The 25348-nt window shown below is 44.8% G+C and carries 21 protein-coding genes; 12 read left to right on the plus strand and 9 right to left on the minus strand.

Translation table 11 applies throughout. The features are described 5' to 3' along the window. The first annotated feature begins 193 nt into the window (after positions 1-193). Positions 194-1468 carry a glucose-1-phosphate adenylyltransferase gene (glgC, locus tag AVL57_RS07115; protein ID WP_057792477.1) on the plus strand — a complete coding sequence of 425 codons (1275 nt, stop codon included), beginning with the start codon at positions 194-196 and terminating at the stop codon, positions 1466-1468. Here the strand turns inward: glgC and AVL57_RS07120 are convergent. Then, the gene (locus AVL57_RS07120) at positions 1465-2274 is read right to left on the minus strand and encodes an alpha/beta fold hydrolase (RefSeq protein ID WP_057792478.1); all 810 of its coding nucleotides are present in this window, start codon (positions 2272-2274) and stop codon (positions 1465-1467) included. The genes glgC and AVL57_RS07120 overlap by 4 nt on opposite strands. 122 nt (positions 2275-2396) lie before the next feature. Beyond that, on the minus strand, positions 2397-3716 hold the full coding sequence (locus tag AVL57_RS07125) for a spinster family MFS transporter (protein ID WP_057792480.1): 1320 nt from the start codon (positions 3714-3716) through the stop codon (positions 2397-2399). Between the two features lie 170 nt (positions 3717-3886). On the opposite strand from AVL57_RS07125, the gene AVL57_RS07130 reads away from it, so the two are divergent. Then, a complete protein-coding gene (locus AVL57_RS07130; protein WP_057792482.1) occupies positions 3887-4702 on the plus strand; it encodes an acyl-CoA thioesterase in 816 nt (271 codons plus the stop codon). 199 nt (positions 4703-4901) lie between these two features. Here the strand turns inward: AVL57_RS07130 and AVL57_RS07135 are convergent, their stop codons facing one another. After that, the gene (locus AVL57_RS07135; RefSeq protein ID WP_057792484.1) at positions 4902-5747 is read right to left on the minus strand and encodes an HDOD domain-containing protein; all 846 of its coding nucleotides are present in this window, start codon (positions 5745-5747) and stop codon (positions 4902-4904) included. 362 nt (positions 5748-6109) lie between these two features. Here AVL57_RS07135 and AVL57_RS07140 point away from each other — a divergent pair, with 362 nt between their 5' ends. Then, positions 6110-7411 (plus strand): glycosyltransferase, encoded by a 1302-nt coding sequence (locus AVL57_RS07140; protein WP_057796211.1) that lies wholly within the window; start codon positions 6110-6112, stop codon positions 7409-7411. Here AVL57_RS07140 and AVL57_RS07145 read toward each other — a convergent pair. Beyond that, a complete protein-coding gene (locus tag AVL57_RS07145; RefSeq protein WP_232363285.1) occupies positions 7406-7771 on the minus strand; it encodes a SufE family protein in 366 nt (121 codons plus the stop codon). The genes AVL57_RS07140 and AVL57_RS07145 overlap by 6 nt on opposite strands. A 97-nt stretch (positions 7772-7868) precedes the next feature. Then, positions 7869-8273, minus strand: coding sequence for a DUF2750 domain-containing protein (locus AVL57_RS07150; protein WP_057792488.1), 405 nt, complete (start codon positions 8271-8273; stop codon positions 7869-7871). A 267-nt stretch (positions 8274-8540) separates the two neighbouring features. On the opposite strand from AVL57_RS07150, the gene AVL57_RS07155 reads away from it, so the two are divergent. From AVL57_RS07155 to AVL57_RS07165, 3 genes are read left to right on the plus strand one after another with little or no spacing between them, the layout of a single operon-like run. After that, the gene (locus AVL57_RS07155) at positions 8541-9254 is read left to right on the plus strand and encodes a heme oxygenase-like domain-containing protein (RefSeq protein WP_057792490.1); all 714 of its coding nucleotides are present in this window, start codon (positions 8541-8543) and stop codon (positions 9252-9254) included. A 49-nt stretch (positions 9255-9303) separates the two neighbouring features. After that, positions 9304-10113: an exodeoxyribonuclease III gene (gene xthA / locus AVL57_RS07160; RefSeq protein ID WP_057792491.1), complete on the plus strand. Its 810-nt coding sequence runs from the start codon at positions 9304-9306 to the stop codon at positions 10111-10113. A gap of 32 nt (positions 10114-10145) precedes the next feature. After that, complete coding sequence (locus tag AVL57_RS07165; protein ID WP_057792493.1) at positions 10146-10787, plus strand: energy-coupling factor ABC transporter permease; 642 nt, start codon at positions 10146-10148, stop codon at positions 10785-10787. Positions 10788-11447: 660 nt separating this feature from the next. On the opposite strand, the gene AVL57_RS07170 is transcribed toward AVL57_RS07165, so the two are convergent. After that, positions 11448-12014 carry a phosphoribosyltransferase gene (locus AVL57_RS07170; protein ID WP_057792497.1) on the minus strand — a complete coding sequence of 189 codons (567 nt, stop codon included), beginning with the start codon at positions 12012-12014 and terminating at the stop codon, positions 11448-11450. Positions 12015-12090: 76 nt separating this feature from the next. Further along, positions 12091-13305, minus strand: a complete 1215-nt coding sequence (locus tag AVL57_RS07175) for a lipoprotein-releasing ABC transporter permease subunit (protein WP_057792499.1) — start codon at positions 13303-13305, stop codon at positions 12091-12093. 107 nt (positions 13306-13412) lie between these two features. Between AVL57_RS07175 and AVL57_RS07180 the strand changes: the two genes are divergently transcribed. The 4 genes from AVL57_RS07180 to AVL57_RS07195 all read left to right on the plus strand — a co-directional run bounded on the left by AVL57_RS07180 (position 13413) and on the right by AVL57_RS07195 (position 19745). Further along, positions 13413-14012, plus strand: coding sequence for a PilZ domain-containing protein (locus AVL57_RS07180; protein WP_057792501.1), 600 nt, complete (start codon positions 13413-13415; stop codon positions 14010-14012). 81 nt (positions 14013-14093) lie between these two features. Beyond that, positions 14094-17600: a transcription-repair coupling factor gene (gene mfd / locus AVL57_RS07185; RefSeq protein ID WP_057792502.1), complete on the plus strand. Its 3507-nt coding sequence runs from the start codon at positions 14094-14096 to the stop codon at positions 17598-17600. Position 17601: 1 nt separating this feature from the next. After that, complete coding sequence (locus AVL57_RS07190; protein WP_057792504.1) at positions 17602-19176, plus strand: CsiV family protein; 1575 nt, start codon at positions 17602-17604, stop codon at positions 19174-19176. Positions 19177-19229: 53 nt separating this feature from the next. Next, positions 19230-19745: a cob(I)yrinic acid a,c-diamide adenosyltransferase gene (locus tag AVL57_RS07195; RefSeq protein ID WP_057792506.1), complete on the plus strand. Its 516-nt coding sequence runs from the start codon at positions 19230-19232 to the stop codon at positions 19743-19745. 100 nt (positions 19746-19845) lie between these two features. Here the strand turns inward: AVL57_RS07195 and AVL57_RS07200 are convergent, their stop codons facing one another. Together AVL57_RS07200 and nagZ are read right to left on the minus strand one after the other, a co-directional pair. Continuing rightward, positions 19846-21237 carry an SLC13 family permease gene (locus AVL57_RS07200; RefSeq protein ID WP_057792508.1) on the minus strand — a complete coding sequence of 464 codons (1392 nt, stop codon included), beginning with the start codon at positions 21235-21237 and terminating at the stop codon, positions 19846-19848. Continuing rightward, positions 21224-22282 carry a beta-N-acetylhexosaminidase gene (gene nagZ / locus AVL57_RS07205; protein ID WP_057796213.1) on the minus strand — a complete coding sequence of 353 codons (1059 nt, stop codon included), beginning with the start codon at positions 22280-22282 and terminating at the stop codon, positions 21224-21226. The genes AVL57_RS07200 and nagZ overlap by 14 nt, the downstream gene beginning before the upstream one ends. 98 nt (positions 22283-22380) lie before the next feature. On the opposite strand from nagZ, the gene AVL57_RS07210 reads away from it, so the two are divergent. Both AVL57_RS07210 and ybaK read left to right on the plus strand, forming a co-directional pair. Then, positions 22381-24855, plus strand: coding sequence for a penicillin acylase family protein (locus tag AVL57_RS07210; RefSeq protein WP_057792509.1), 2475 nt, complete (start codon positions 22381-22383; stop codon positions 24853-24855). Between the two features lie 4 nt (positions 24856-24859). Then, complete coding sequence (ybaK, locus tag AVL57_RS07215; RefSeq protein WP_057792512.1) at positions 24860-25330, plus strand: Cys-tRNA(Pro) deacylase; 471 nt, start codon at positions 24860-24862, stop codon at positions 25328-25330. The last annotated feature ends 18 nt before the right edge of the window (positions 25331-25348 follow it).

The following is a 25348-nucleotide window of genomic DNA, read 5'->3' on the forward strand; positions in this document are numbered from 1 at the left end:
TTTTTTTACATAGTTCAGCAAAACGCCGTGGCATTATATTTATTCTTGTGTAATATGAAGTTAGGTTATCATAAAACCTAATTTCCAGGGCAATATTCTACTTACTACGCCCTAGTGCAATCGGTATGAATTACGGTTTTTACACATTCATCGACACCGCAAGATTGTGTCTCAAAAAATGGAGAACGAGGACATGGCAGATCAGAGTTCACGCTATATTAGTAATCTGACTCGCGATACCTACGCACTAATATTAGCCGGAGGAAGGGGCTCACGTTTACATGAATTAACAACGTGGCGCGCAAAACCTGCACTCTATTTTGGCGGTAAGTTTAGAATTATCGATTTTCCGCTATCTAATTGTATTAACTCAGGCATTAGACGTGTTGGCGTAGTAACCCAGTACAAGTCTCATTCATTAATAAGACATTTAGTACGCGGCTGGGGACACTTCAAGAAGGAACTCGGTGAGTCAGTAGAAATACTACCTGCTTCTCAGCGATTCTCTGATAGCTGGTATGAAGGTACCGCCGATGCAGTATTCCAAAATATCGACATTATTCGAGACGAACTGCCCAAGTACGTAATGATTTTATCTGGCGACCATATCTATCGCATGGATTACGGTACTATGTTAGCGCGTCATGTTGAAAGTGGCGCAAAAATGACCGTGTCATGTATGTCGGTTCCAATCGAAGAAGCTGCTGGTTCATTTGGTGTGATGTCGATCGATGAAAATTATCGTATTAATGGTTTTGCAGAAAAACCTGAACATCCGGCTCCCCTACCAGGCGATGACAGTCGCTGCCTAGCATCAATGGGCAACTATGTTTTCGATACTGAGTTTTTATTCGAACAATTACGAAGAGACGCTGCAACCTCTGGCTCACAGCGTGATTTTGGTAAAGACATTATCCCATCAATTATCAAAGATCACCCCGTGTATGCGTTTGAATTTGAAAGCACTGGTGGTGGCGATGCCTATTGGCGTGATGTAGGTACCATTGATTCATTTTGGGAAGCCAATATGGAGATGGTGGCACCGGTTCCACAGCTTAATTTGTACGATCAAAAATGGCCCATCTGGACCTACCAAGAACAATTGCCACCTGCAAAATTTGTGTGGGAAGATCACGACAGGCGCGGGGAAGCGATTAATTCGGTTGTGTCTGGCGGCTGTATTATTTCTGGTTCAACCCTACGCGGCACAATTTGCTTCTCGAACGTAAGGGTACACTCGTACGGCCTTATAGAAGATGCGGTAATTTTGCCTGATGTAGAAATTATGCGTCATTGTAAGCTAAGAAAAGTACTGCTTGATAGAGGTTGTGTTATTCCAGAAGGCACCGTTATTGGTTACAACCACGATGATGATAGAGCACGAGGATTCCGCGTTTCTGAAAAAGGCGTGGTGTTAGTTACAAGAGAAATGCTAGGCCAACCTGTTGGCGGCCTATCTCCTACCTAAAGCGAGTTATTCCATTTTGAAATGGTGGTTGAAATAAGTTCAGCCACTGCTTCAGGATGTTCTAACGGGAACATATGCCCACCTTTAAATTCAGTATGATCAATGTTGTTATGCTGAATTAACCTATCATACATAGCCGGTCTACACACCGCACCATCTTTAGCCGTAACCAGCAATGCTGGGCACTTCAACTTGCCTTTATACTTACCTAAATTATGCGGCACATTGCGAAATAATGACGCTTCTACCTCGGCATTGAATGTTAACGATGTCAGCTCGCCTTTGGTGTGTGTCACATGCTTAACATAATCACGAATACATCGCTTATCCATATTACGAAACAGCGCTTTTCCTTGAAAGTACGCTTCCATATCAGTATGAGATGGCCATTGTGTATTTCGCGTTTCAGCTAACTTCGCAGGGGTTAATTTGTTGATTAAAGGTGTCTTTTTCGCAAACCGAAAAAAGTAACTCATGGGGCCCATCACTAACGGAGGGTCAAGCATGATAAGTCCTCGAAACAAGCTGGGCTCTTCGCAGGCTGCCATATAAGAAATTACCGCACCAAAGGAGTGCCCTACCGCATAAACACCTCTACTGTCAGTGTTTTCGACTTTTACGTGTTTTATAAGCTCATTAACTTGATTGCGCCAATTAGCATTCACTGGCAATTGAGGATCGTGGCCAAACCGGTCGACATGAAGACGGTGAAAGTGCTCAGGTAATGAAGAAAAAAGCGCGTTGTAACTACCAGCAGGAAATCCATTTGCATGGGCAAAGTGAAAACTAATATCGGTTTTCGACAATGAAATACTCCTTCACGAAAAGCGGTGTCAAAGCTATACATAACGATAGCAAAGCGGGAAAAGTAAGGGCTGGTAAACCAGCCCTTAATCAAAACAACATGTTATTTATGAAGAAGATAGTACTACAGCCCTCTCGACTCTGCCATCTCCCAATCTTTAACAATTTTAGTACTGGTCCATAAGAACACGATAATCGAAAGCGCATAGGGCACAATCAAATACAGTAAAGATTGACGCAGAGCTTCAACTTCACCCAATGAAGGCACTAACGCTTGGCTAATGATGCCGGTTATTGTTGGTCCGCCGCCCAGTGCAATAATATTCAATACAAAGAAAAATAATGCCGTAGACATAGCACGAACATTGATAGGTGCAAGGGTTTGCGCCATGGCAAAACTGGGACCTAAATACGAACCACTGGTAAACAGTAAGAAGGTCATTAACCCTACCGACAACCATAAGTCGTTAACTTGAAGCGAGAAATACAACGCTGGTACACCAATAATGAGCGCAATAGCAGGTAGCAAGGCATATGCTTTCTTGTTTTGTTTGCCCCATCTATCGGCGATATAACCGCCAAGCCACACGCCTAATGCATAAGCAGAACCATTAATAATACCAAACGCAATTAGCAACTGCGTAATATCTAGCCCAGCAAAGGCACGTACATAATAATCGATGATCCAAGTCGAAATGGCATAGTTACCGAACGAGCCAAAGGAAATACCTAAGGCCATTCCCCACCACGTAGGTATTTTCAACAAGGTTTTGAGCGACGCTGAAACACTCGGTTTTTCAGCGTCTTCAGTTTGTACTGACTCGGTACGTTTTGGCTCTTTTACCGTAAATTTCAGCAATAGTGCTAATAACACGCCCGGTAATCCCACACTTATCATTACGGTACGCCAATCAGCTGATCCGCCTTGCAAGAAAAACGCAGAAGCAAAGAATGCCAACATCACGCCAAACGGAATACCGAGTGAGTAAACCGCTAGTGCGCCTGCACGTTTTTCTTTAGGAAATAGGTCGGAAATAATACTGTGTGAAGGTGGGCTCCCCCCTGCTTCACCAATACCCACCCCAATTCTGGCAAGGGCCAGTTGCGTGTAGTTCATGGCAAGCCCCGAAGCTGCGGTAAAGCCGCTCCATAGGGTGAGCGAGATAGCAATAATATTTACGCGACTATAGCGATCAGCAAGCCACGCAATAGGAATGCCCACCACGGTATAAAGAATAGCGAAATAAACGCCCTTTAATAAGCCTAACTGCGCATCATCTAAACCCAAATCAGCTTTAATGAATGGAGAAAGGATGCCTATGATCTGTCTATCAATAAAATTAAATGCATAAACCAGCGTTAGTATCACTAACACGTAATTTCTGTAGGCGCGGGAAGTATCCGCTTTCTCTACTGGTGCCGTTTGAACCTGACTGTGGGCCATATCATTCCCTTTAAATTCAATGAAAACTCAGTCTACGCGGCAGGTTAAAAGATTGACAACTTATTGTTACTTATTTGTAAATATAAAAAGGAATGTTAGCCTAGGCTTTCTGTTAGCTTGAGCTTAAGGTAGGATATCAACACCCTTACTCATCAGACCAGACAAACAGCATGACGGTAGACGAGCTTTTAACTCTTTCTTCTTTAGAGGCACTTTCTGACAATGAATGGAAAGTAGATAACCTCATTATTCCCAGCATTTGGGCTCAAGGGCGTACAGCATTCGGCGGTATTTCAGCAGGTATGGCGTACAGCGCTATTCGTCAAAAAGTCAGTGAGGAACGCGTGCTGCGTTCATTTACAACTAACTTTGTTGGCCCGCTCTCGCCAGACATCCCATTTACCATTGAAGTAACCTTATTGCGTGAGGGCAAAAACGTATCTCAATATACCGCCCATGCAAAGCAAAATGGTAAAAGTTGTGTATTCGTTCAAGCCTGTTTTGGTATTGGCAGAAAATCAGGTATTAAGGTAGAAAATAAAGACACCCATGAAATGCCGGTGCCCACCAAAGGCAAATTCATACCGCAAATTCCAAAAGTTACGCCTAAGTTTTTACGTCATTTCGATTTAGCCATCGATAAAGGGGGTATTCCCTTCACCCGTAAAAAAACCAGCGTTTACCACGGACACATGCGCTTTAAAAAGCCACCAGCGAAAATCACCGACGCACATATCATTACCATGATTGATGCTTGGCCGCCTACGCTGTTACAAATGATGAAATTGCCTGCTCCAGCAAGTACTGTTAGTTGGAATCTGGAGTTTATACACCCGCATAAGCAGGTAGACCCTACCGACTGGTTTGCTTACCAAGCACATACCCGTCAGGCGGAGGATGGCTACGGCCACACAGAAGCCACTATTTGGGATAAAGACAATGAAGTCGTTGCGATAAGTCGCCAAACCGTGGCAATTTTCGATTAATCGAACCGTGATTATTGAACGGGTTATTGGCTAGAAAACCTTTAGTAGTCGAAGCTTAATGAGAAGTCTTTAGCCAGTAAGTGGTTATCCAAAAGGTACTTATTAAGAAAGTATTTAGTAAGAAAAGGTTTGGCTACAAAGGCACCAAGAATTAGATATCAAATAAGGGCGTACTGCATAAATAGTACGCCCTTTTTCATTAATAAAGCATAAAGGCATTCGGATTGAATAAGGAGATAACAGAAATACACTGCAGGTTAGTAATATCTAAAGCATCTTCTAAGTCGTCACGATTAAGCGACAGGCTTTCATGCAATTCAGGTTTTAAGTTATTGTAGCTGGGATAAATTTCTGAATTTACGTTGTCTAGCGCCAAAACGTATGACAACTGAAGTATTTGCTCTTCATATTCTGAAGTATTGCTACTATCACCGTGTATTTTCGCAATAGGCTTGTATATGGTTTCAGGGATACCCCACTCTTTGATGATCCCCGCCGACACATTCGTAAAAGTATAACCCAACACGCCAGCTTGCAGTTCAGCTGGGCTTACTCTTGCGTTAAACGCCTGACAACGTTTTGCGCTATCTGGCAACGTGGCAACAACTACTAATTCACCAATATTATGCAGTAAACCTGCAACAAATAAGCGTTCCGGCTCTCTAATATTTCGCATTTCAGCAAAGTACTTTGCTAGAAGACCGCAAGAAACACTTTGCTCCCAAAATTTATCTAAGTCGATAACTTGGCCATCGACCTCTTTGAATGCTTGGCTAACGCCAAATGCAAGAGCGAGGTCGTAGGTTGAGCGCGTACCCACTACTTGTAGCGCTTTAGTAATCGTGTCTATTTTATTCGGAAAGCGGTACAACGCCGAATTCGCCACCCTTAAAAGCTGCGTGGCTAACGAAGGATCAAAAGAGATGATGTCGGCAATATCGTCAATATTAGATGCCCCATCATCCATGCAAGCTTTTAAACGCGTTACCGAGTCGGGCAGCACAAACAATGTGCTCGCGTTACTAATGATATCTTGTAAGGTCATTTAGGTATACGCTCCTGATATAACCTACTCTATTTAGAAGGGTGACGTGTAACAATCACGCCAAGAAATAAAAACTGTAACTATCAAACAATATTAGCTTTTTCACTGATAGCTACATTATAGCGCGATTATTTAGCCTAGCTAATCGGAATTCATTATCTTTCGTATAGTATGCAATAAATTAACATACATTTAATGCAACCCTGATAGGGGTAACCACCAATAATCAGGTAATTTCGAGAATCTCTATCGATGATAGAGTTTCATTTTCTTTATTTCCTGCTGTGCTACTATTTCGCGCTTTACACATTCAAGCACAGGTATTTATGTTAGAGGGAATGTCACAAGGCATGTCACAGGGCATAATGCAGGTTGTAGTCGTTGGCTATGTGTGGCCTGAACCCAACTCCTCCGCCGCAGGCCAAAATATGCTGGCTCTGATTAATCAGTTTCTAAGCCACGGCCATAATGTAACTTTCATGACCGCTGCCGCTGACAGTATCCACAAAGCTGACCTAGATAACATAGGCGTTAGTAGTGAAGCGGTTGCACTTAATTGCAGCAGTTTTAATGAACGCATAGCGAAGCTGTGCCCTGATGTGGTTATTTTTGACCGGTATATGACCGAAGAACAGTTTTCTTGGCGAGTAAAAGACGCCTGCCCTTCTGCAATTCGTGTACTAAACACAGAAGACTTGCACAGCTTGCGACAAGCTAGGCACGATGCCGTTAAAGCACAAGATAATGCACTGCGAGCATCCAAAGAAACTGTAGCCTCTTATGATGTAACGCCAATTGCCGGCGCCGCGAAAGAGGCTGATTACAATACGCCTTTAGCTCAGCGAGAAATTGCCGCTATTTTACGTTGCGATCTTACGTTGGTCATTTCTCGCAAAGAATACACACTACTTACCAAGCATTACCAGGTTCCTGCAAAACAGCTTTATTACCATCCGCTCAATGTAGCGACAGTAGAAGGCAACGCTCCAGATTTTGAAAAACGCACCGACATTGTCACTATTGGCAATTTTCGTCATGCGCCAAATTGGGATGCAGTATTACAGCTAAAGCAAACCGTTTGGCCAGCTATTAAAAAGGTACTTCCTCAAGCAAATTTACATATTTATGGTGCTTACCCGCCTAAAAAAGCAACGCAGTTGCATAATCCAAAGAGTGGGTTTTACTTAGATGGTTGGGCTGAAAATGCACACGATGTGATTGCTAACGCTCGGCTGCTTATAGCGCCGCTGCGCTTTGGTGCGGGTATTAAAGGCAAAATACTCGAAGCTATGCGATGTGGAACCCCTACCCTCACTACCTGGGTTGGCGCTGAAGGTATTGCAGAAGAAACAGGGAATAGTGCTACGCAGCCTACGTGGGCTGGCGCCATTTGCGATACGGCAGAAGATTTCGCGAATCACGCCATTAAGCTTTATAACAGCGAAGAGGATTGGTCGTCAGCAAGTCAGTTAGGGCTAGTGTTGTTAAGCACTTTTGAAAATGACAAAGAAAGCGAGCGCTTAGCCGAACGGATTGCCAGTATAGCTAAAGATGTAGATGCCCATCGCAAGACCTTGTTTTTACAGGGGCTGCTGTGGCATCAAACCTTGAATGCAAGTAAATATATGTCGCAGTGGATTGAAGCTAAAAACCAAATTTTATAGCGTATTTAAGCGTCGTAAAACACTCAATATACCATTGCCTCTAGACTGACTTAAATGACGCTGCAAATTACACGCGTTCATATATTGCTCAAAGTCATAAGCCTTTCTTTGTTCATCGGAAAGGCTATTCGCTTTTTCTAACAGTACCGCCAGTACGCCGCGAATAATCTTGCTGGGCGAATAAGCCGCAATAACAAGTTCGCTAGTGTCTGGTGAATACAAACACGCTACCCACACTTTACTTTCACAAGCCGGTACTAATGCATCTTCAGTGCGCGCAGACTCTGGTAAAGCAACCAGCTTCTTGCCCGCCAGCATAATGGCTCGGGTGGCACCATCCCAGCCTTTAGCTGTAGCCACGGATTGCCCCAAGGGCAACAGGTGCGTAGATTCAGTCATTACTTAAGTTACAGCGGTGGATGTCACAATCAGTCATTCGGAAAACTGAGTCCAACAGTTAAGCGCTTGCATCTGCGCTGAATTCTGCACTTAGCTCTTCTGCTGTCATGACTAAGTTTTCGGCATCGGCAGAGGTAGGAAACATAACCAACTCCACGCCATTTTTAGTTAAACCAGGTAGCCAAGTTTCGGTAAATTCATCGAATGGCACTGCCACACAAGTACCTGTAATTTGATTCTCGTCCAACCACGCTTGCGCTAAGTTATTGTGAGGAAAAACGGGCAGTCGGGTAATGTCGTTGTCTTCCAGCATGACAAAGCCTTCTGTACCTTGGATTAGCCAAATTTCTTTCGCTTTGGGTACGTAGCTGATCACTAGCATTTGTCGGTCTTCAGCAGACAAGCTTTTAGCCTGCGCTAGCACAGTGTCGTTCAGGGTGGCGGTTACAGTATCTGGAAACACAAAAAATCACCTTATATTTAAGAGGCGCCAAGTATACCCTTTGCAAGCTGCTCCGCCAAATACCATTCTTATAATTCAGGGAACATTCAAGTTGAAAATATTCCCCGCGACTAATACTATTGCGGGCTATATTATGTAACCTGATCTTCTGTTTTTAGATTAGGTCGCAAAACGCACTCCACATGCTTCTTGTCCGTTAGCAATCTGCATTTCTTGGTAGTACATTACATCCGCCTTCTATTAATAAAACGTAAAGCTTAAAACTTCATGCAAAACTTATTTAGCGATTTAAAAACAAAAACTCATAACAAACATGAAGCGCTAGAGCACAGTGCGCCCTTTGCACTTTTTCATAATATGATGGGTGATAATGGCAATGAAAATCATGAAGCTCATCGTAAAAATTACTATAACGTACTTTGCGTTATGCGAGAATTCCACCAGCGTTGCAAGTCAGTCATTAACTATGCAACTGAGAAATACCCTTCGCTTCAAGCTTTAGCAAATCAGTTTGAAGCTCAAGCAGTGATAACTGCGCTTGATAATGACTTAGCAGAGTTAAATTCAGTTAATGCCAAGGGTATGGCTGAATTGCAAAGCGTAGACTTACCTAGTTTCGAAACAGCGCTTTCTGCTGCCATTTCCGCAATGTATGTGTGGTTAGGATCGTCTATGGGCGCCAATATTATTAGCCGCAGGCTCAATAAAACAGATTATGGCTTTCCGACAAATTACTATCAATCTATGGCCAAACAAGCCAAAGCTTGGCCCGAATTTAAGCAAGAAGTAGCACGTTTATTGCCTGTACTGATTGAGGCTAGTTATGTTGAAAATGAGTTAGAGAGCCTGGCCGAAAAAGAGTTAGAGAACCACAACGGCGAAACGTTAAGCGTTGCAATTATCAATGATGCAAATCTTTGGTTTGAGCATCTAATTTTGCTAGGAAAAAGTACAAGTTTGCCACCACAAACATTAAGTTAAACTCAGCATTCTGTTAGTATTCATCAATTCCGTTTTTTAAGAAGCTCTTATGAAAGTAATCTCATTTAATATCAATGGCATTCGCGCCCGTCTTCATCAACTTCAAGCATTAATAGATGCACATCAGCCTGACATTATTGGCCTGCAGGAAATAAAAGTTCACAACGAACAGTTTCCTGTCGAAGCAGTTGAAGCGATGGGTTATCACGTTTATTTTCATGGTCAGAAGAGTCACTACGGTGTGGCCTTTTTAGCGAAAAAAGAGCCTGAGTCAGTGCTTATGGGCTTTCCTACCGATGAAGAAGATGCACAGCGTCGCATGATCATATTGAAAACCACTGACAGCGACGGCCAGCCCGTTACCGTATTAAATGGCTACTTCCCGCAAGACGAAAACGAAAAGCACGAAACCAAATATCCAGCAAAACGTAAGTTTTATAAAGATCTGATGACTTACCTAGACACCCACCATACGCCAGATGAAAATGTCATTGTAATGGGCGATGTGAACATCTCCCATACCGATTCAGATATTGGAATTGGCGAAGAAAATAAAAAGCGCTGGTTGCGCACCGGCAAATGTAGCTTTTTACCCGAAGAAAGAGTGTGGTTGAACACACTGATGGATTGGGGTTTTGAAGACAGCTTTAGAACATTGAACCCTGATACAACCGACAGATACTCGTGGTTCGATTATCGTTCAAAAGGTTTTAATGATAATCGTGGGCTTCGTATTGATCTTATTTTAGCTACCCCATCTATGCATAACAGATTGAGTGATGCCGGAATAGATTATGAACTTCGCGGCATTGAGAAACCATCTGATCATGCGCCTATTTGGGCTACTTACAGTAAATAATAAATGTTCCGTAATTATCAATCGGAGTGTATGTGACAACGTTACAGTGGCTTGGCCTTATTTTATATTGCTTAACTCTTGTTGGGGTAATTAAACAAATTTCTGTTGTAGGCCTAATGGGTGATAAACACCAACAGCACCTGCTATTTGGTAGTGCCGCTGCGTTATTCGCGTTTTGGATTTTCAAAGTAGGTATTTTTGAAGGGCTAGATGTTCACTTTGTTGGTTTAAGTGTGGTTACGCTTATGCTCGGGTTTCGTTACGCAATTCTAGCTGGAACCCTTGCCCTGTTGGGAGCTACTGCCGCTGGTTTTGCACAATGGCAAACATTAGGAATCAATGGTGTATTGGGAGTAATGCTGCCTGTCGCGGTCACCTACTTTGTATATTTAGTTTCATTTCACCACCTGCCCCGCCAACTGTTCGTTTATATTTTTGTGTGCGCTTTCTTTCCAGGCGCACTCAGCATCGCCCTTAAAACAGGCACACTAGCGGGCTACTATTTTGTTGAAGGCATTTACACGTGGGACGTCATTTTCGACAACTTCGTACTGCTTATTCCACTTTTGGTATTTCCAGAAGCCCTGCTTAACGGTATGGCCATCACCCTACTCGTCATCTATCAACCCACTTGGGTTTACACATTCCACGACAAGTTTTATCTCGACAACTAAGCGAGAGCCTTAATAATAACCTTAAACAAGACACCCACGTTTATTTCAGCTTCAATGATATAGAGACACCCACCTTTGTGGCTCAAGTAGTTTACGTAGGATTTACGTGGACACCCACGCTAATTAACGTGCAGTTAATATGAGCATTTCCAGTATTTCCCCGCAACTTACCAATCCCGCCTTAATGAGACACCCATGTTTTTTTCACATCATAGTTATGAACAAAGTTATGAGGACACCCACGTTTGTAGGCCTAAAAATAAGAAGGAATAAGAAGGACACCCACCCTATATTGATGAGTATAAAGGTGGGTGACCGATTAACTCTGGTTTCGGATAGACATGAGTGTCTTGATAAAAGAGTATCGAATTAACATGGGTGTCTTGATAAGAGAATACCGAATTAGCATGGGTGTCTTGATAAAAGAATACCGAAATAGCATGGGTGTCTTGATAAGAGAATACCGAAATAACATGGGTGTCTTGATAAGAGAATACCGAAATAACATGGGTGTCTTGATAAGAGAATACCGAATTAATGTGGGTTTCTTGATAATTAACATGGGTGTCTCGTTAATTGCATCTCGTTAATTGCAGGCACAAAAAAACCGCCTGGTTGGCGGTTTTTTATGGGTGTTTTTGTAACAGCTAGCGCGTGCGCTTACTTTTTGTCGAACAAGATATCCATTACATCGGCTAGTTCGCCTTTGCCTTCGCGGATTTCTTCTTCGCTCAAACCAGCGATTTCATGTGGGAATACTAACCACTCGTCACTTTCGTTCACAAAGTAATCAGGCACTATGTCAGTAGTGTTGTTCTGAGGCTTGTACCAAGGGCATGCAATACGAATGTCTTTTGGCATATTCAAACGCATCAGTTTGCGAATTTGCTGAATAAGCGCATCAACACTACGGCCTGAATCGAAAACATCATCAACAATAAGTAGCTTGTGTTCTGCATCAGCGTTTTCCACTAAGTAGTGTAAACCGTGAACACGAATTTCTTTAGATTGCTTATTAATGCCATAGTAAGAAGAAGTACGTACCGCAATGTGGTCGGTAGAATAGTCTTTAAACTCAAAATATTCTTGTACCGCTATGCCGATAGGTGCACCACCGCGCCAAATACCAATGATGAAATCGGGGCGAAACCCGTCATCATACACCTTTGCTGCTAAACGAAAGGAATCCTGAAGCAACGCTTGCGAGGTGATAAAATTCTTGTTCATGACGTCTCACTGGCCGAAATTTAAAGTCCGCGATTATAGTGAATTTCGCCGCGATTTGCACGGCAATTTAACTATCTTATTCGTTTTGAAGTGCTTGCGAAGGTTGCGTTTTCATGGCACGCCTAGCAGGGTAAATACTCGCCACAATACAAAGTAACAATGAAAATAGCGTGACAGAAACAATTTGCAGCCAGTGCATATCAATAGGTAGCCCCTGCCCGTCTGACGACAACGCAATAGGCACATTAAGCAAACTCATCACAGGGTTTAACAGTAAAGTAATAGCCACACCTGCAACTAATCCAATACCTGCGCCCTTTACGCCATTAAACAGCCCATTCAATACAAATACCGTCATAATGGTGCTTGGTAGCATGCCTTGGGTTTGCAATACCGCAATATCGCCCTGCTTTTCCGACACCACCATCACCAAAGACGAAACCAAATTAAACGCTGCCACAGCAATAATTAACAGCAGCATTAAGAACATCATGTTCTTTTCCATTTTTACTGCATCGAACAAGGGCCCTTGGCGCTCGCGCCAGGTACGTACAGGTAAATCCGCGTCAACAATAGGTTTGAGCGTGTCTTGATACAAAAAGGCATCGTCTAAGAATAATCTGGTAGCCGTGTTCTTGCCCGATACATCTCGTAATAACCGGTTCACATCATCAAGCTGCATATAAATAACTTTGTCATCCATTTGCGAGCCCATGTCGAACACACCTGAAATAGTGACCAACCGCTGGCTTGGCATACGGCCAAATGGAGTGTACACGCTGGCACCAGCCACCATTACCCGAAGTTTGTCGCCGGCCCGCACATTCAATTGCATAGAAAGGGCACGGCCAATAATAGCGTTGTAACTACCTGCCGTTAGGCTATCAAAACTACCCTGTTGCATTTCGTGGGCTACCATAGTGTGCTGCGTCATGCTATCCGCTTGCACGCCATGTAACTGTACACCACGTAAGTCTGAGCGAGACTGCACTACTGCTTCGGCTTCTCGAAAAGGCATGCTTGCCACCACATTAGGCAAGCCCATTACAAAGCTTTCTTCAACAGGCGCATTAATTTCAATATGAGGCACTATGCCCAAAATGCGCTGCTTTAACTGGGCTTCAAAGCCATTCATAACAGAAAGCACAATAATAAGCGCAGTAAGGCCAAGGGCAATACCAGCAACAGAAAAACGATTGATAAAGGAAACAAAGCTATTTTGGCTAGACGACTGCGCCGGGCCAGATTTCGCATACCGATAAGCAATAAAAGCGGGAAGAGGGAAATACATAATGCGCGCTTAGTCCAAAGGTGTGATGACGGGGCAATCTCAAAATAGTAAAGTGCGTATACTACGTGTAAGCTACTGGCCGTACAAGATAAGTGGCGGGAGATATGATGGAAAACCTAAGCCTAGAAGAAAAAAAAGCCCAGTTCGATGAGTATTTCTCTATTCAGCACAGCGTTAATATTAACGTGAAACCACTCGCTGAAGGTGAATCCGTGCCTTCTGAAGCGGGTTTAGAGCAAGCCATGCCCTACGCGTTTCGTGTAGCCAGCGAAATGGCTAGCATTGAAGCTCAAGCACTTCGCCCGTTGCGCCATTTAAGCGACCATGCTGAATCGTTGGCTGAATATCTAAATCACCAAGCCCGCAAAATAGATTTGATGATGTCATTTATTTTGCACCAGCAAGATGAACCAGATCATCGTTTTAGCACAATAAAGCTCGGTGGCGGGGGCGTAATTATTAAAAGCCCAACCGCTATGAACATCGGCAGCCAAGCTGAACTTAAGTTATTTCTTGATACAGAAGCGGCCGCCATATTTTGCTATGGAGAAGTTATTACTTGCGAGAACGTCGAGGATAGCTACCATATAGCTTTTGTTTTCAATAGCATCCGCGAGCAAGATCAAGAATTGCTTGTTCGAGCCAGCTTGCATTTGCAAACGCAGCAACTTAAAAAGCGCGCGCAAGATAAGGCTTCCGGAGCCTAGTACTAAAAAAGCCATACAACAAAAGTCAGAAAACAGAAGCAAGCAACACACTTAAACCGAATAAGTAGTTTATAGGACGACATGACAGCAACTCTTTTATCTTTGCCTTTGCCGACCCAGAAAAAATCCGCCTCTGTGCAAGACCACAAGCAATGGGGTCAGTTACAAGGCAGCAGCGCCGCACTGTGCATCACTCAAGCACAAGCCCAATACAACGGCCCTATTGTGCTGGTAACAGCCGACACACCTTCGGCGCTAAAACTAGAAAAAGAGTTGGCGTTTTTTATGCCCAGCAATAAAGCTGAGCAACCAAATGTACCTATTACGGTATTTCCCGATTGGGAAACCCTGCCCTACGATTCGTTTTCTCCACACCAAGATATTGTCTCGCAGCGCTTAGAAACTTTATTTCGCTTTACCCAGCAGGTAAATGGTATTTTCATTGTGCCGGTAAACACCTTGATGCAACGTTTGGCACCTACCGACTACCTCGCAAAATATTTGTTGATGCTGAATAAGGGAGACACCCTTGATAGAGACCAATTCAGACGCAACTTAGAACAAGCGGGCTACTTACACGTAAGCCAGGTAATGAGCCACAGTGAATTTTCGGTGCGCGGTAGCATTATCGATTTATTCCCCATGGGTAGCGACAAGCCGTTTCGTATTGATTTGTTCGACGACGAAGTAGACTCTATTCGCTTTTTCGATACCGAAACCCAACGGTCTGGCGATGCGGTTGAAAAAATAAAGCTGTTGCCCGCACGGGAATTCCCTACCGACAAAGAATCTATTACCCTTTTCCGTCAGCGCTTTTTAGAAAAGTTCGATGCGAACAACGCCTCAGAATCGGTGTTTTCTCAAGTCACAAAAGGCACCATGCCAAGCGGCGTTGAATATTACTTGCCGCTGTTTTTTGATAAAACCGCTACCTTGTTTGATTACCTGCACCCCAAAAGTGTGCTGTTGTTACACGGTGACGTACAAGATGCCAGCGAGTTTTTCTGGGCAGACATTCAAGAGCGTTACGAACAACACAGATACAACCCAGCAAGGCCTTTACTGCCACCTGAAGATTTATTTTTACCTATAAATACCTTGTTCGGCGAAATTAAACAGTGGCCGCGTGTATCCCTGTCAAAAGAAATCATTGAAGAAAAGCCGGGCAGTTTCAACTTAGGCTGCGATAAGCTTGACGATATTGCTATTAACACCCAAAAGAAAGTACCGGCTGAACAATTAATTGCCACGGTGAACAATGCCAAAAAGCGCGGTGCTAAAGTGCTATTTTGCGCAGAAACCCAAGGCCGCCGTGAAGGGCTGCTTACCGTATTACAAAAGGCGGGCATTAAGCCCAAAGCGGCTGAATCGTTCAACTCGTTTGTTAGTGCCAGCGATAACATTGGTATTACCGTAGGCATGGTTGAAAATAGCTTTAACTGGCGAAGTGATAGTGGCGAATTGCTGTTTATCACCGAAACCGAGCTATTAGGCCATAAAGTAAGCCAGCGTAGGCTTCGCGATAAGCGTACGGCTACCGACGAAAGTGCCATTATTCGCAACTTGGCTGAGCTTACTACCGGTCAGCCCGTTGTGCATTTAGATCATGGTGTGGGCCGTTACATTGGCATGCAAACCCTAGATGCAGGCGGCGTTACCACTGAATACTTGTGCATTGAATACGCCAAGCAAGCCAAGCTGTATGTGCCCGTAGCGTCATTACACCTAATTTCAAGGTACACGGGCGGCGATGCCGATCACGCACCGCTTAATTCACTTGGCACTGATGCATGGAGCAAAGCTAAACAAAAAGCGGCTGAAAAAGTACGCGATGTGGCCGCTGAATTACTTGATGTATACGCACGACGTGCCGCAAAGCCAGGCTTTGCTTACAATATTGATTGGGACGACTACCAAAAATTCTCCGACAGCTTCCCGTTTGAAGAAACGCCGGATCAGGCACAAGCTATTGCGGCGGTTATTCATGACATGGGTAGCCCACAAGCCATGGACAGATTGGTATGCGGTGACGTAGGTTTCGGTAAAACCGAAGTCGCCATGCGTGCGGCATTCTTAGCCGCGAACCAAGGCAAACAAGTGGCTATTTTGGTGCCCACTACCCTACTTGCCCAACAGCATCACGAGAACTTTAAAGATAGATTCGCCGCATGGCCGTTTGAAATTGAAGTCATGAGTCGATTCGTTAGCGCTAAAGGCCAAAAAGAAACCATGCAGCGCCTTGCCGATGGCAAGGTAGATATTGTAGTAGGCACGCATAAGTTGCTGTCGAACGATATTAAATTCAGCGACTTAGGCTTAGTGATCATTGATGAAGAGCATCGCTTCGGGGTGCGTCAAAAAGAGAAGCTAAAATCCCTTCGCGCCGATGTAGATATTCTTACCCTTACCGCTACGCCTATTCCTAGAACCCTGAATATGGCTATGTCGGGTATGCGTGACTTATCGATTATTGCTACCGCGCCAGCAAGACGTTTATCAATTAAAACCTTTGTACAACAACGCAATAAAGCCATCATTCGTGAAGCTATAATGCGTGAAATTTTACGTGGTGGGCAGGTGTACTTCCTTCACAACGAAGTAGATACCATAGCCAGAACTGCCGAAGAAATTGCCGAAATTGTACCTGAAGCGCGTATTGCCATGGGCCACGGCCAAATGCGCGAACGCGAACTTGAAAATGTAATGAGCGACTTCTACCACCAGCGCTACAACGTGTTGGTGTGTACCACCATTATTGAAACCGGTATTGATGTACCCAGTGCTAATACCATCATAATGGACAGAGCCGATCACTTAGGCCTAGCCCAATTGCACCAATTGCGTGGCCGTGTGGGGCGTTCACACCACCAAGCCTACGCTTATTTACTTACGCCGCATCCTAAGCGTATGACCAAAGACGCAGCTAAGCGACTAGACGCTATTTCTAAACTTGAAGATTTAGGGGCAGGTTTTGCGCTAGCCACCCACGACCTTGAAATTCGTGGCGCAGGTGAACTATTGGGCGATGACCAGTCTGGCCAAATTGCCAGTATCGGATTTAGCCTTTACATGGATATGCTAGATAGAGCGGTAACATCACTAAAAGAAGGCAAAGAGCCTTCGCTAGACGATGCCATGGCAGGCCACACAGAAGTTGAGCTTCGTATTCCTGCCCTTCTGCCTGATGACTATATTGCTGACGTAAACACTAGGTTATCGCTATATAAACGCTTAGCCAGCTGTAAAAACCAAGACGATATAGACGAATTCCAAGTAGAATGTATCGACCGCTTCGGTTTATTGCCTGAACCCGCTAAAAACTTAGTAGAAGTGGCGGAAATAAAAATAAAAGCAGAAGCTATAGGCGTGCTTAAAGTAGACTTGTCAGCACAAGGCGGTACCATAGAGTTTACAGATACCACCAAGGTTGACCCTGGCTATATTATTCAGCTTGTACAAACCAAGCCAAATACTTTCAAATTTGAAGGCAGCCAGAAACTACGATTAGTAAAACAGACTGATACCGCAAAAGCGCGCATTGCGTTTATTAGCGATATCATTGCCGACCTTGCAAAGGAGTCGCGATAACATGAGGTTTTTTCGTTGGAGCCCACTACTTGCTGTATTGGCTTCTACCCCGTTGTTGGCAGATGACGACTGGTGGTTTGATGTTGAAGTTATTGTTTTTGAAAGAAAGGTGGCAATGTCTGCCCTTGAAGAGCAGTTCGACTTAGCTGATTCCCTTGCAGTTCCTGCCACAGATGCCGATGTGATAGGTGCGGTTATAACCCCTGATATCAGCATGCTTAAACAAGGCATTGCAGTTTGTGGTGAAACCAACACCCTTGAATGGCCTGAATTCGATTATTTCGCTAATGTTTCTGGTGAAATGAATAGGCCATCTGGCTCGCTGGCCGCAGGCCAAATAGCTGGGCAAGCCTCTAGCCAATTAACTGGGCAAGCCTCGAACACAAAGTCTGGTGCGGCCTACTCAAATCAAACTCAATCTACTCGAACTAACTTCGCCGATGAACTGAGCTCTCAGGCATTAAATGATGACTTATCAAATGATGGCTTATCTCCAGAAGAAATAGCCGCTCATTGGGTTGCGTTTTTAGGGTTAGATGAAATTGAAACCATTAGGGTACCGAACCAGCCGTATTGTGTGGTGCATAAGCCTTGGTTGAGTTATTACGATAGTAAATGGCATATTCATCGCCCAGACAACCGCTTACCAGCCCCTAAAGAGCTACCTATCACTCCTGAAGGTAACGATTGGCCATACGCTAGCCACGCCCATTTATTAACGAAGAATGCTCAAGAGATGTCGTCGTTGTCGCGACAAATTAGACAAAACCGCGACCTCACTCGCTTGTTACATGTTACTTGGCGTCAGCCTGTAAAATTCGGTAAAGACAAAGCCTTTAACGTTCGCCTTTTTGCCGGTAATAACTTTTCAGATGAGTTTGACCAAGACGGCGTTCAGCGCCCACCGCAGCCACCTTTGCGCTTTGGCAGTGCTACGTCGTTGACGGTAAATCAAAGCTCAAGCGAACTTGATGAAAACAGCTTCGATGAAAACAGCTATCAGAATTTGGAAGACAAAATCCAGCGCCTTGATGCCAGCTCTGCCGGCGGATTGAACGAAAGCCAGGATTACACCCAGCAGCTTTCATCAAACATAGACAGCACCGAAACCATGACAAGTGACTTCTTTTACGATTTAGATGCACGGCTTGCTAGCCCTGTGCCCATATTGTTTAAAGATTTACTAGCGTTAGACAACGCAGATGTTATCGACGATGCCGATGAAAGCAATATAAGTGCGGCATTTCGTGCGCCTATTTGGAAAGTAGACGGCAACATGAAGGTATTTTTAAAATACATAAACCGTGTGCCTTATTTGCATATCGACAGCGAGCTTTTCTATCGCCAGCCTATTCCTGTTGAAGGCCAAACGGCAACAAACTCGACAAGCGCTATTAGTAGCCTAAACAGCAGCAATGTTTCCGCCAACGCTACGCCGGAATATCAGTTAGTGTCGTTACCCTTTAGTGAACAGCGCCGTGTAATAAGTAACCAGCTTCATTACTTTGATCACCCCCTGTTTGGCATGGTGGTGCAAATTCGCCGTTACAAACGCCCTAGCGCGCCCGAAGAATAAGTTTTTGTAGACAACGCTTGTGAAAAGTAAAAACCCAAGGACTAAATACCAGCATGAAAATTTATACCCGTTCCGGTGACAAAGGCAGTACGCAGATATATGCCGATAAGCCAGTAAGAGTAGAAAAAGACGATGCGGTAGTACAAAGCTACGGTGATATTGATGAACTAAACAGTCACTTGGGTTTGTTGGCCGCTATGGTAGCCGTGCATCTAAAAGAAGACATTTATACTATTCAGCGCAACCTGTTTCAGGCAGGTTTTGCTATTTCAGCTAGCTCTACCTTAACGCAAGACGATGTTGTTAAGCTTGAAAGTGATATTGATAAAATGACAGCCACACTGGGCCCGCAAACTACCTTTGTACTACCTGGCGGCAGTAAAGCGGCTGCCCAAAGCCATGTATGCCGTGCAGTATGCCGACGAGCCGAGCGTGCGGTTATAGTGCTTACCAAGCACTACGATGTACCTGCCGTAGTGCCTGCTTACTTAAACCGGTTGTCTGACTACTTGTTTACCTTCGCCCGCTTCTTAAATGCCGAAGCCGGTTTTGATGAAGTGGCCGTATAAGCACGGCTAACGCCTCACGGCATTCAGGTAAGTGAAATTTACGCTAACTAAACGCTAATAAATAGTCGCTAAATAACGCTTACCTGTACAGATAAGAAAACTAGGTGCGCGTTAATAGCACACCAGCGGTAACCACAAATGCCACTATAATATTCAGCACTACGCCCTCGCGTACCATGGTTTTCACCGTAAGCTCACCGCTGCTATACACAATGGCGTTTACCGGTGTTGCCACTGGCATCATAAACGCGCAACTGGCACTAATAGCGGCTGGCATCATAAGAATAAGCGGGTCTACATTTATGGCCACAGCGGCACTGGCCAAAATAGGCATCAATAACGTGGCCGTGGCTGTATTTGAAGTAATTTCAGTTACAAAACTTACCGATAAGCACAGCACTAGTACCAACAAGAACAGCGGTAACACCGCTAGCCCGGTTAAGCCCTGCCCTAGCAATTCACTTAAGCCCGACGCCGTGAAGGCTTGCGCCAAACAAATACCCCCAGCAAACACCAACAACATTCCCCAAGGAATTTGCTGAGCGGTGTTCCAGTCGAGCAAGTAGCCTTGTTTGCTGCCCGTAGCAGTAGGCTCGCGTTCACCATTAGGAATAACACACATTAGCACTACCCCCGCCAATGCGATGGTACTGTCACCCACAAAATCCATACCGAACCATGCCGTCCAATAAGGCCTGAACACCCACGCCATGGCCACAAAAGTAAACACGCCCAGCACACGTGCCTCTGCACTTCGCCAAGGGCCAACATCGGGTAACCCACCGGTCTTCTCGCCTTTTAAATGCCGAGTTAGCCACAGCGCCATTAGCGGCAATGCCACCAACACAATAGGCACACCGGTTTTCATCCAGTTAATAAAGCTAATTTCTGTGCCCGTAGTTTGCTGATACACGCTCATGAAAATAATGTTGGGCGGCGTACCAATAGGCGTACCTACACCGCCCACGCTAGCGGCGTAAGCAATACCCAGTAACACGGCTACACCTAGTTTAGGCGAATTAGATGCATGAATAATGGCAAGCGCAATGGGCAGTAACATTAGCGTGGTGGCGGTGTTAGAAATCCACATACTTAAAATAGCTGAGGTAAACATAAAACCAAATACCAGCCTGCGGGCACTGTTCGCACCGGTTAGCCGAATAAGGTACACCGCTAAACGTTGATGAACGCCAGATTTTTCTAGCGATTTAGACAACATAAAAGCGCCCATCAGTAACAAGATAACGTGGTTACCTAATGCCGATGCTGCGTCTTGATAGCTAATAACCCCCGCCATAGGAAAGGCGAAGAAAGGAATGAGTGCGGGCAGCGCAATGTGCAGAGCTTCGGTAACCCACAACATGGCCACCAGCACGGTAATGGCCGCACTAATGGCCATAATATGTGACAGGCCTACAAACAACAGCACTCCATACAGAGCAACTGCGCTAACGAAGGATATTATTATTAGTTTCGGTTTAACCGATTCCATAGCGCGACAACACCTTTAATGCGTTTTTATAAGCTGCACTGGCATGCACAGCTGGTTTGCGCCCGTAAAGTGAGGTTAAAGCCTCGAAAGAGTCTGTTGAATGGGGCAGCGCATCTAAAATAGATTCCGCCCCTTTCGGGTTGTTACATGCCAATACCATATGGCAACCTGCTGATAATGCCGCTTGGGCACGATCGACATAATTTCCGGCAACACTGGCACCGTGCATAGACAGGTCATCAGAGAACACTGCACCGTTAAAGCCCAAGTCTTGCTTTAATATTTTTTGTAACCAGTGTTCGGAAAAACCGGCTGGCTTGCTATCAACTTGAGAATAAATAACGTGCGCTGGCATTACACCATCTAGCAACTGTTTAGAAATTAATCTTTCAAAAACAACCATATCAGTTTGTTTAATTTCTTCAAGGGGTCTTTCGTCTATAGGCAATGCCACATGAGAATCGGGAGCCACACTGCCATGCCCCGGAAAATGTTTTCCAATAGCTGGCATGTTTGCAACTTGCAAGCCTTCTATTAGCGCACTGGCAAGTGGAATAACCTTTTCTGCAGTTTCGGCAAATGCCCTGTCGCCAATCACTTGCGATACACCGTTAATATCAAGCACAGGGGCAAAACTAAAATCGATATCTATCTGTTTTAGCTCATGGGCCATAATGGTGCCGCACGCTTTAGCTAACTCTAGTGTGGCTTGGTTGACTACAGTCTCTTCTACGTCCTGCTCTTCTTCGGGTAACTCGGTCCAGTGAATATCTTTACCCGCAGCTTGCGCCTGTACCAACCCCGTTAACTTGCCCATAGCGGGTAACTTGGTAAACCCTTCACGAAAACGTTGAACCCTGCCACCTTCGTGATCTACCGCTATTAACAAAGGCCTATTGGCACTTTCTCGAATTTCTTTTACTAACTGAGTAAGTTGCTCGCAATCGTAAAAATTACGGCTAAAAAGTATGACGCCGCCCACCACAGGATGTGCTAGTTTTTCTTTCTCTTCAGGCAATAAACGCTCTGCCTGACAGTCAAGCATTAACGGGCCCATAGTGTTTCTCGCAAACGTGTCATAAAACATCACTTCAAATTTGTAGATAGTGTGGTTAGGATAGAGAAAAAAATGGAGTAATACACGTGTTAAATTGGATTAAGTGGTTGGTTTTAGGTGCAATTGCATTAGTCGTTTTAGCACTAGGTGGCGTTTATATGGCGTTGCACCTTAGTTTACCCACATTAGACGGTAACCACGCCTCGTCTCGCATTACCGCGCCCGCTACCCTTGCCCGCGACAATATGGGCCACGCCGTAATTAACGCGCAAGACAAATTCGATGCCGCATATGCCCTAGGCTTTGCCCACGGCCAAGACCGCTTCTTTCAAATGGACTTACAACGCAGAAGTGCATCGGGCCGGTTGGCTGAATGGGTAGGCGATGTTGCGCTAGAGATTGATAAAAACGCCCGCTTCCACCTGTTCTCAAAACGCGCTGTAAAAGTTTTCGACAGCCTACCATTAACCCAAAAGCAACTGCTGGTAAGTTATTCTCATGGCGTAAATGCCGCGCTAGACGAATACACCGTGCCGCCCTTCGAATATATTGCAGCAGGGTTAACACTTTCACCTTGGCAACCCACCGATAGTATTTTGGTAGCCTTCAGCATGTATTTAGATTTACAAGGCGGGCAAATTGAAATCGACTTGGCGCGCACAGCACTAAAAGAAACTTACGGTACGCCGCTATATAACTTCATCACCCAGCCTAGCCGTTATCAAGCCGCCTTAGATGGCAGTGAGTTGGCGCTTTATCATGCCGACGTACCGCCTTACCCCATATTGCCAGAGCCTACTTCATCGGAGTCTACTCCGTCTGAACCTGTTTCCCCCGAGCCTAGTTCAACTGATTCAGTATCAGGTGGCGATAATATTCATTCTGTGGCACCTATTACGACAGAAATATCACTACAAACCTACAACGCTGAAGAACTGCCTGATATAGGCAGTAACAATTGGGCAGTAACCGGTAACCTTACAGCCACAGGAAGCGGTTTACTGGCTAACGACATGCACCTAGGCTTGCGCGTTCCTATTATTTGGTACCGTACTCAGCTTAATTACAAAGACGCCCCCCGCGCTACAATAAGCGAAGCGTATCAAAGCCCTGACGTGTCGGCCGTAAGTTCATCGGTTACGAGCGTGTCGGTAACGGGGGTTTCACTTCCCGGCTTGCCTGGCGTAATTGTTGGCACTAACAACAAAGTGGCTTGGGGCTTCACGAATGCCAACCTAGACAACCTTGATTGGATAGCCCTTGCCGACGACACACCTACTCAAATGGTAGATGAAGTCATAGTAAGTAAAGAGGTATCGCATACTTACACGTTAGAGCTTAGCGAGTACGGCCCCGTTAAACACGTTAACGGTAAACGTTACGCATTAAATTGGGTGGCACATCATCCTTTTGCGGTTAACCTTGCCATTGTTAATTTAGGTACCGCCAATACCGTTGACGACGCTATAGAAGTAGGCAAAGACATTGCTATACCTACGCAAAACATGGTGATAGTAGATAATTCTGGCAGCGCAGCATGGTTACCCGGCGGCGCAGTAATGAACAGAGAACAAGCTTCATTTACTGCCATAGACGAAAACACCGTTACCCCAACCGCCCCAACTCGCACCACTAATCTACCAGTAGTGAAAAACCCAAGCAGCAACAGAATATGGACAGCCAATGCGCGGGTAATTTCCGCCGATGACGTGGCAAGATTAGGTGATGGTGGCTATGCCCTGGGTGCTAGAGGCCAGCAAATAAGAGATCGCCTTTTCGAAAAAGACACATTCAATGAAAACGATTTTTATGCTATTCAGTTAGACAATCACGCGCAATTTTTGCTTCCGTGGCAGCAGCTATTATCGGGCTTGTTATTAAACGATAATATCGAATTTAAGGCCGACCTAGCCTACTTACGTAAATGGGGGGAATGCGCGTGCGAAGACTCTGTAGGTTACACCCTAGTAAAGCATTTTCGCAAAGAAGTGGTAAGCCAATTGTTTGGTAAGATACTCACTAGCATCGATAACCAAGGCGTACAAAGCCGTTCGTTACTTCGCGGCATCGAGCCTGCCGTTTGGCAACTTATTCACACCCAGCCCGATAGCTGGCTACCTGAAGGTACTGAATCTTTTGATGATTTACTTGTAGATGCCTACCGCCGCGCAAAGCATACACTATTAGATGAATACTCGCCGATTGAAGCCAATATGGAAGACTTACGTTGGGGCAGTGTTAATGCACTTACCGTGAAGCACCCGTTCTCAAAACAAATTCCCTTTGTGGGGCACAAGCTCAATATGGATACGGTAGAAGGGTTTGGCGATACCTACATGCCAGCAGTACAGTCTGCTACTTTTGGGGCTTCTGAACGCTTTTTTGTTAGCCCCGGCCATTTAGATGATGCCATTCTAACGCTACCTGGTGCGCAGTCGGGCCATCCTTTATCGCCCTTCTTTAAAACTGGGTTTAGCGACTACGCCACACAAGCGGCTACTCCATTACTGCCAGGTAAAATTATACACCTACGCCAATGGTATCCGAAGGACGAAGGATAAACCGATGACGCCCGCTATTACCCTATTAAAGAATAAGCGTATTGCCCATACTATTTTAAAATACCATCACGATAGCAATGCGCCCTCTTATGGATTAGAAGCAGCCGATAAACTAAACCTTAACCCTAGTTCGGTTTTTAAAACGCTAGTGGTAAGTGATGAAACCAATAAATTGGCTGTAGCGCTAGTGCCAGTAAACACCACGCTAAGCGAAAAAAAGCTGGCAAAGGTATTGGGCGTTAAAAAAATTACCATGGCACCTAGCGATACCGTGGTTGCTAGTACTGGCTATTTATTGGGAGGGGTAAGCCCATTAGGGCAGAAAAAGCGCCTAGCAACCGTGTTGCATGAAAGCGCGTTAGCACACGAGGTTATTTACGTAAGTGCAGGTAAACGGGGTTTAGAGCTAGAAATAACACCACAACACATTCTTAGCTTAACGCAAGCTAAGGCAGCAGAGATTGCGGCCAGCTAACAAAATCAGGCTTTAGCT

The organism is Alteromonas stellipolaris (assembly GCF_001562115.1).
Taxonomy (GTDB): Bacteria; Pseudomonadota; Gammaproteobacteria; order Enterobacterales; family Alteromonadaceae; genus Alteromonas; species Alteromonas stellipolaris.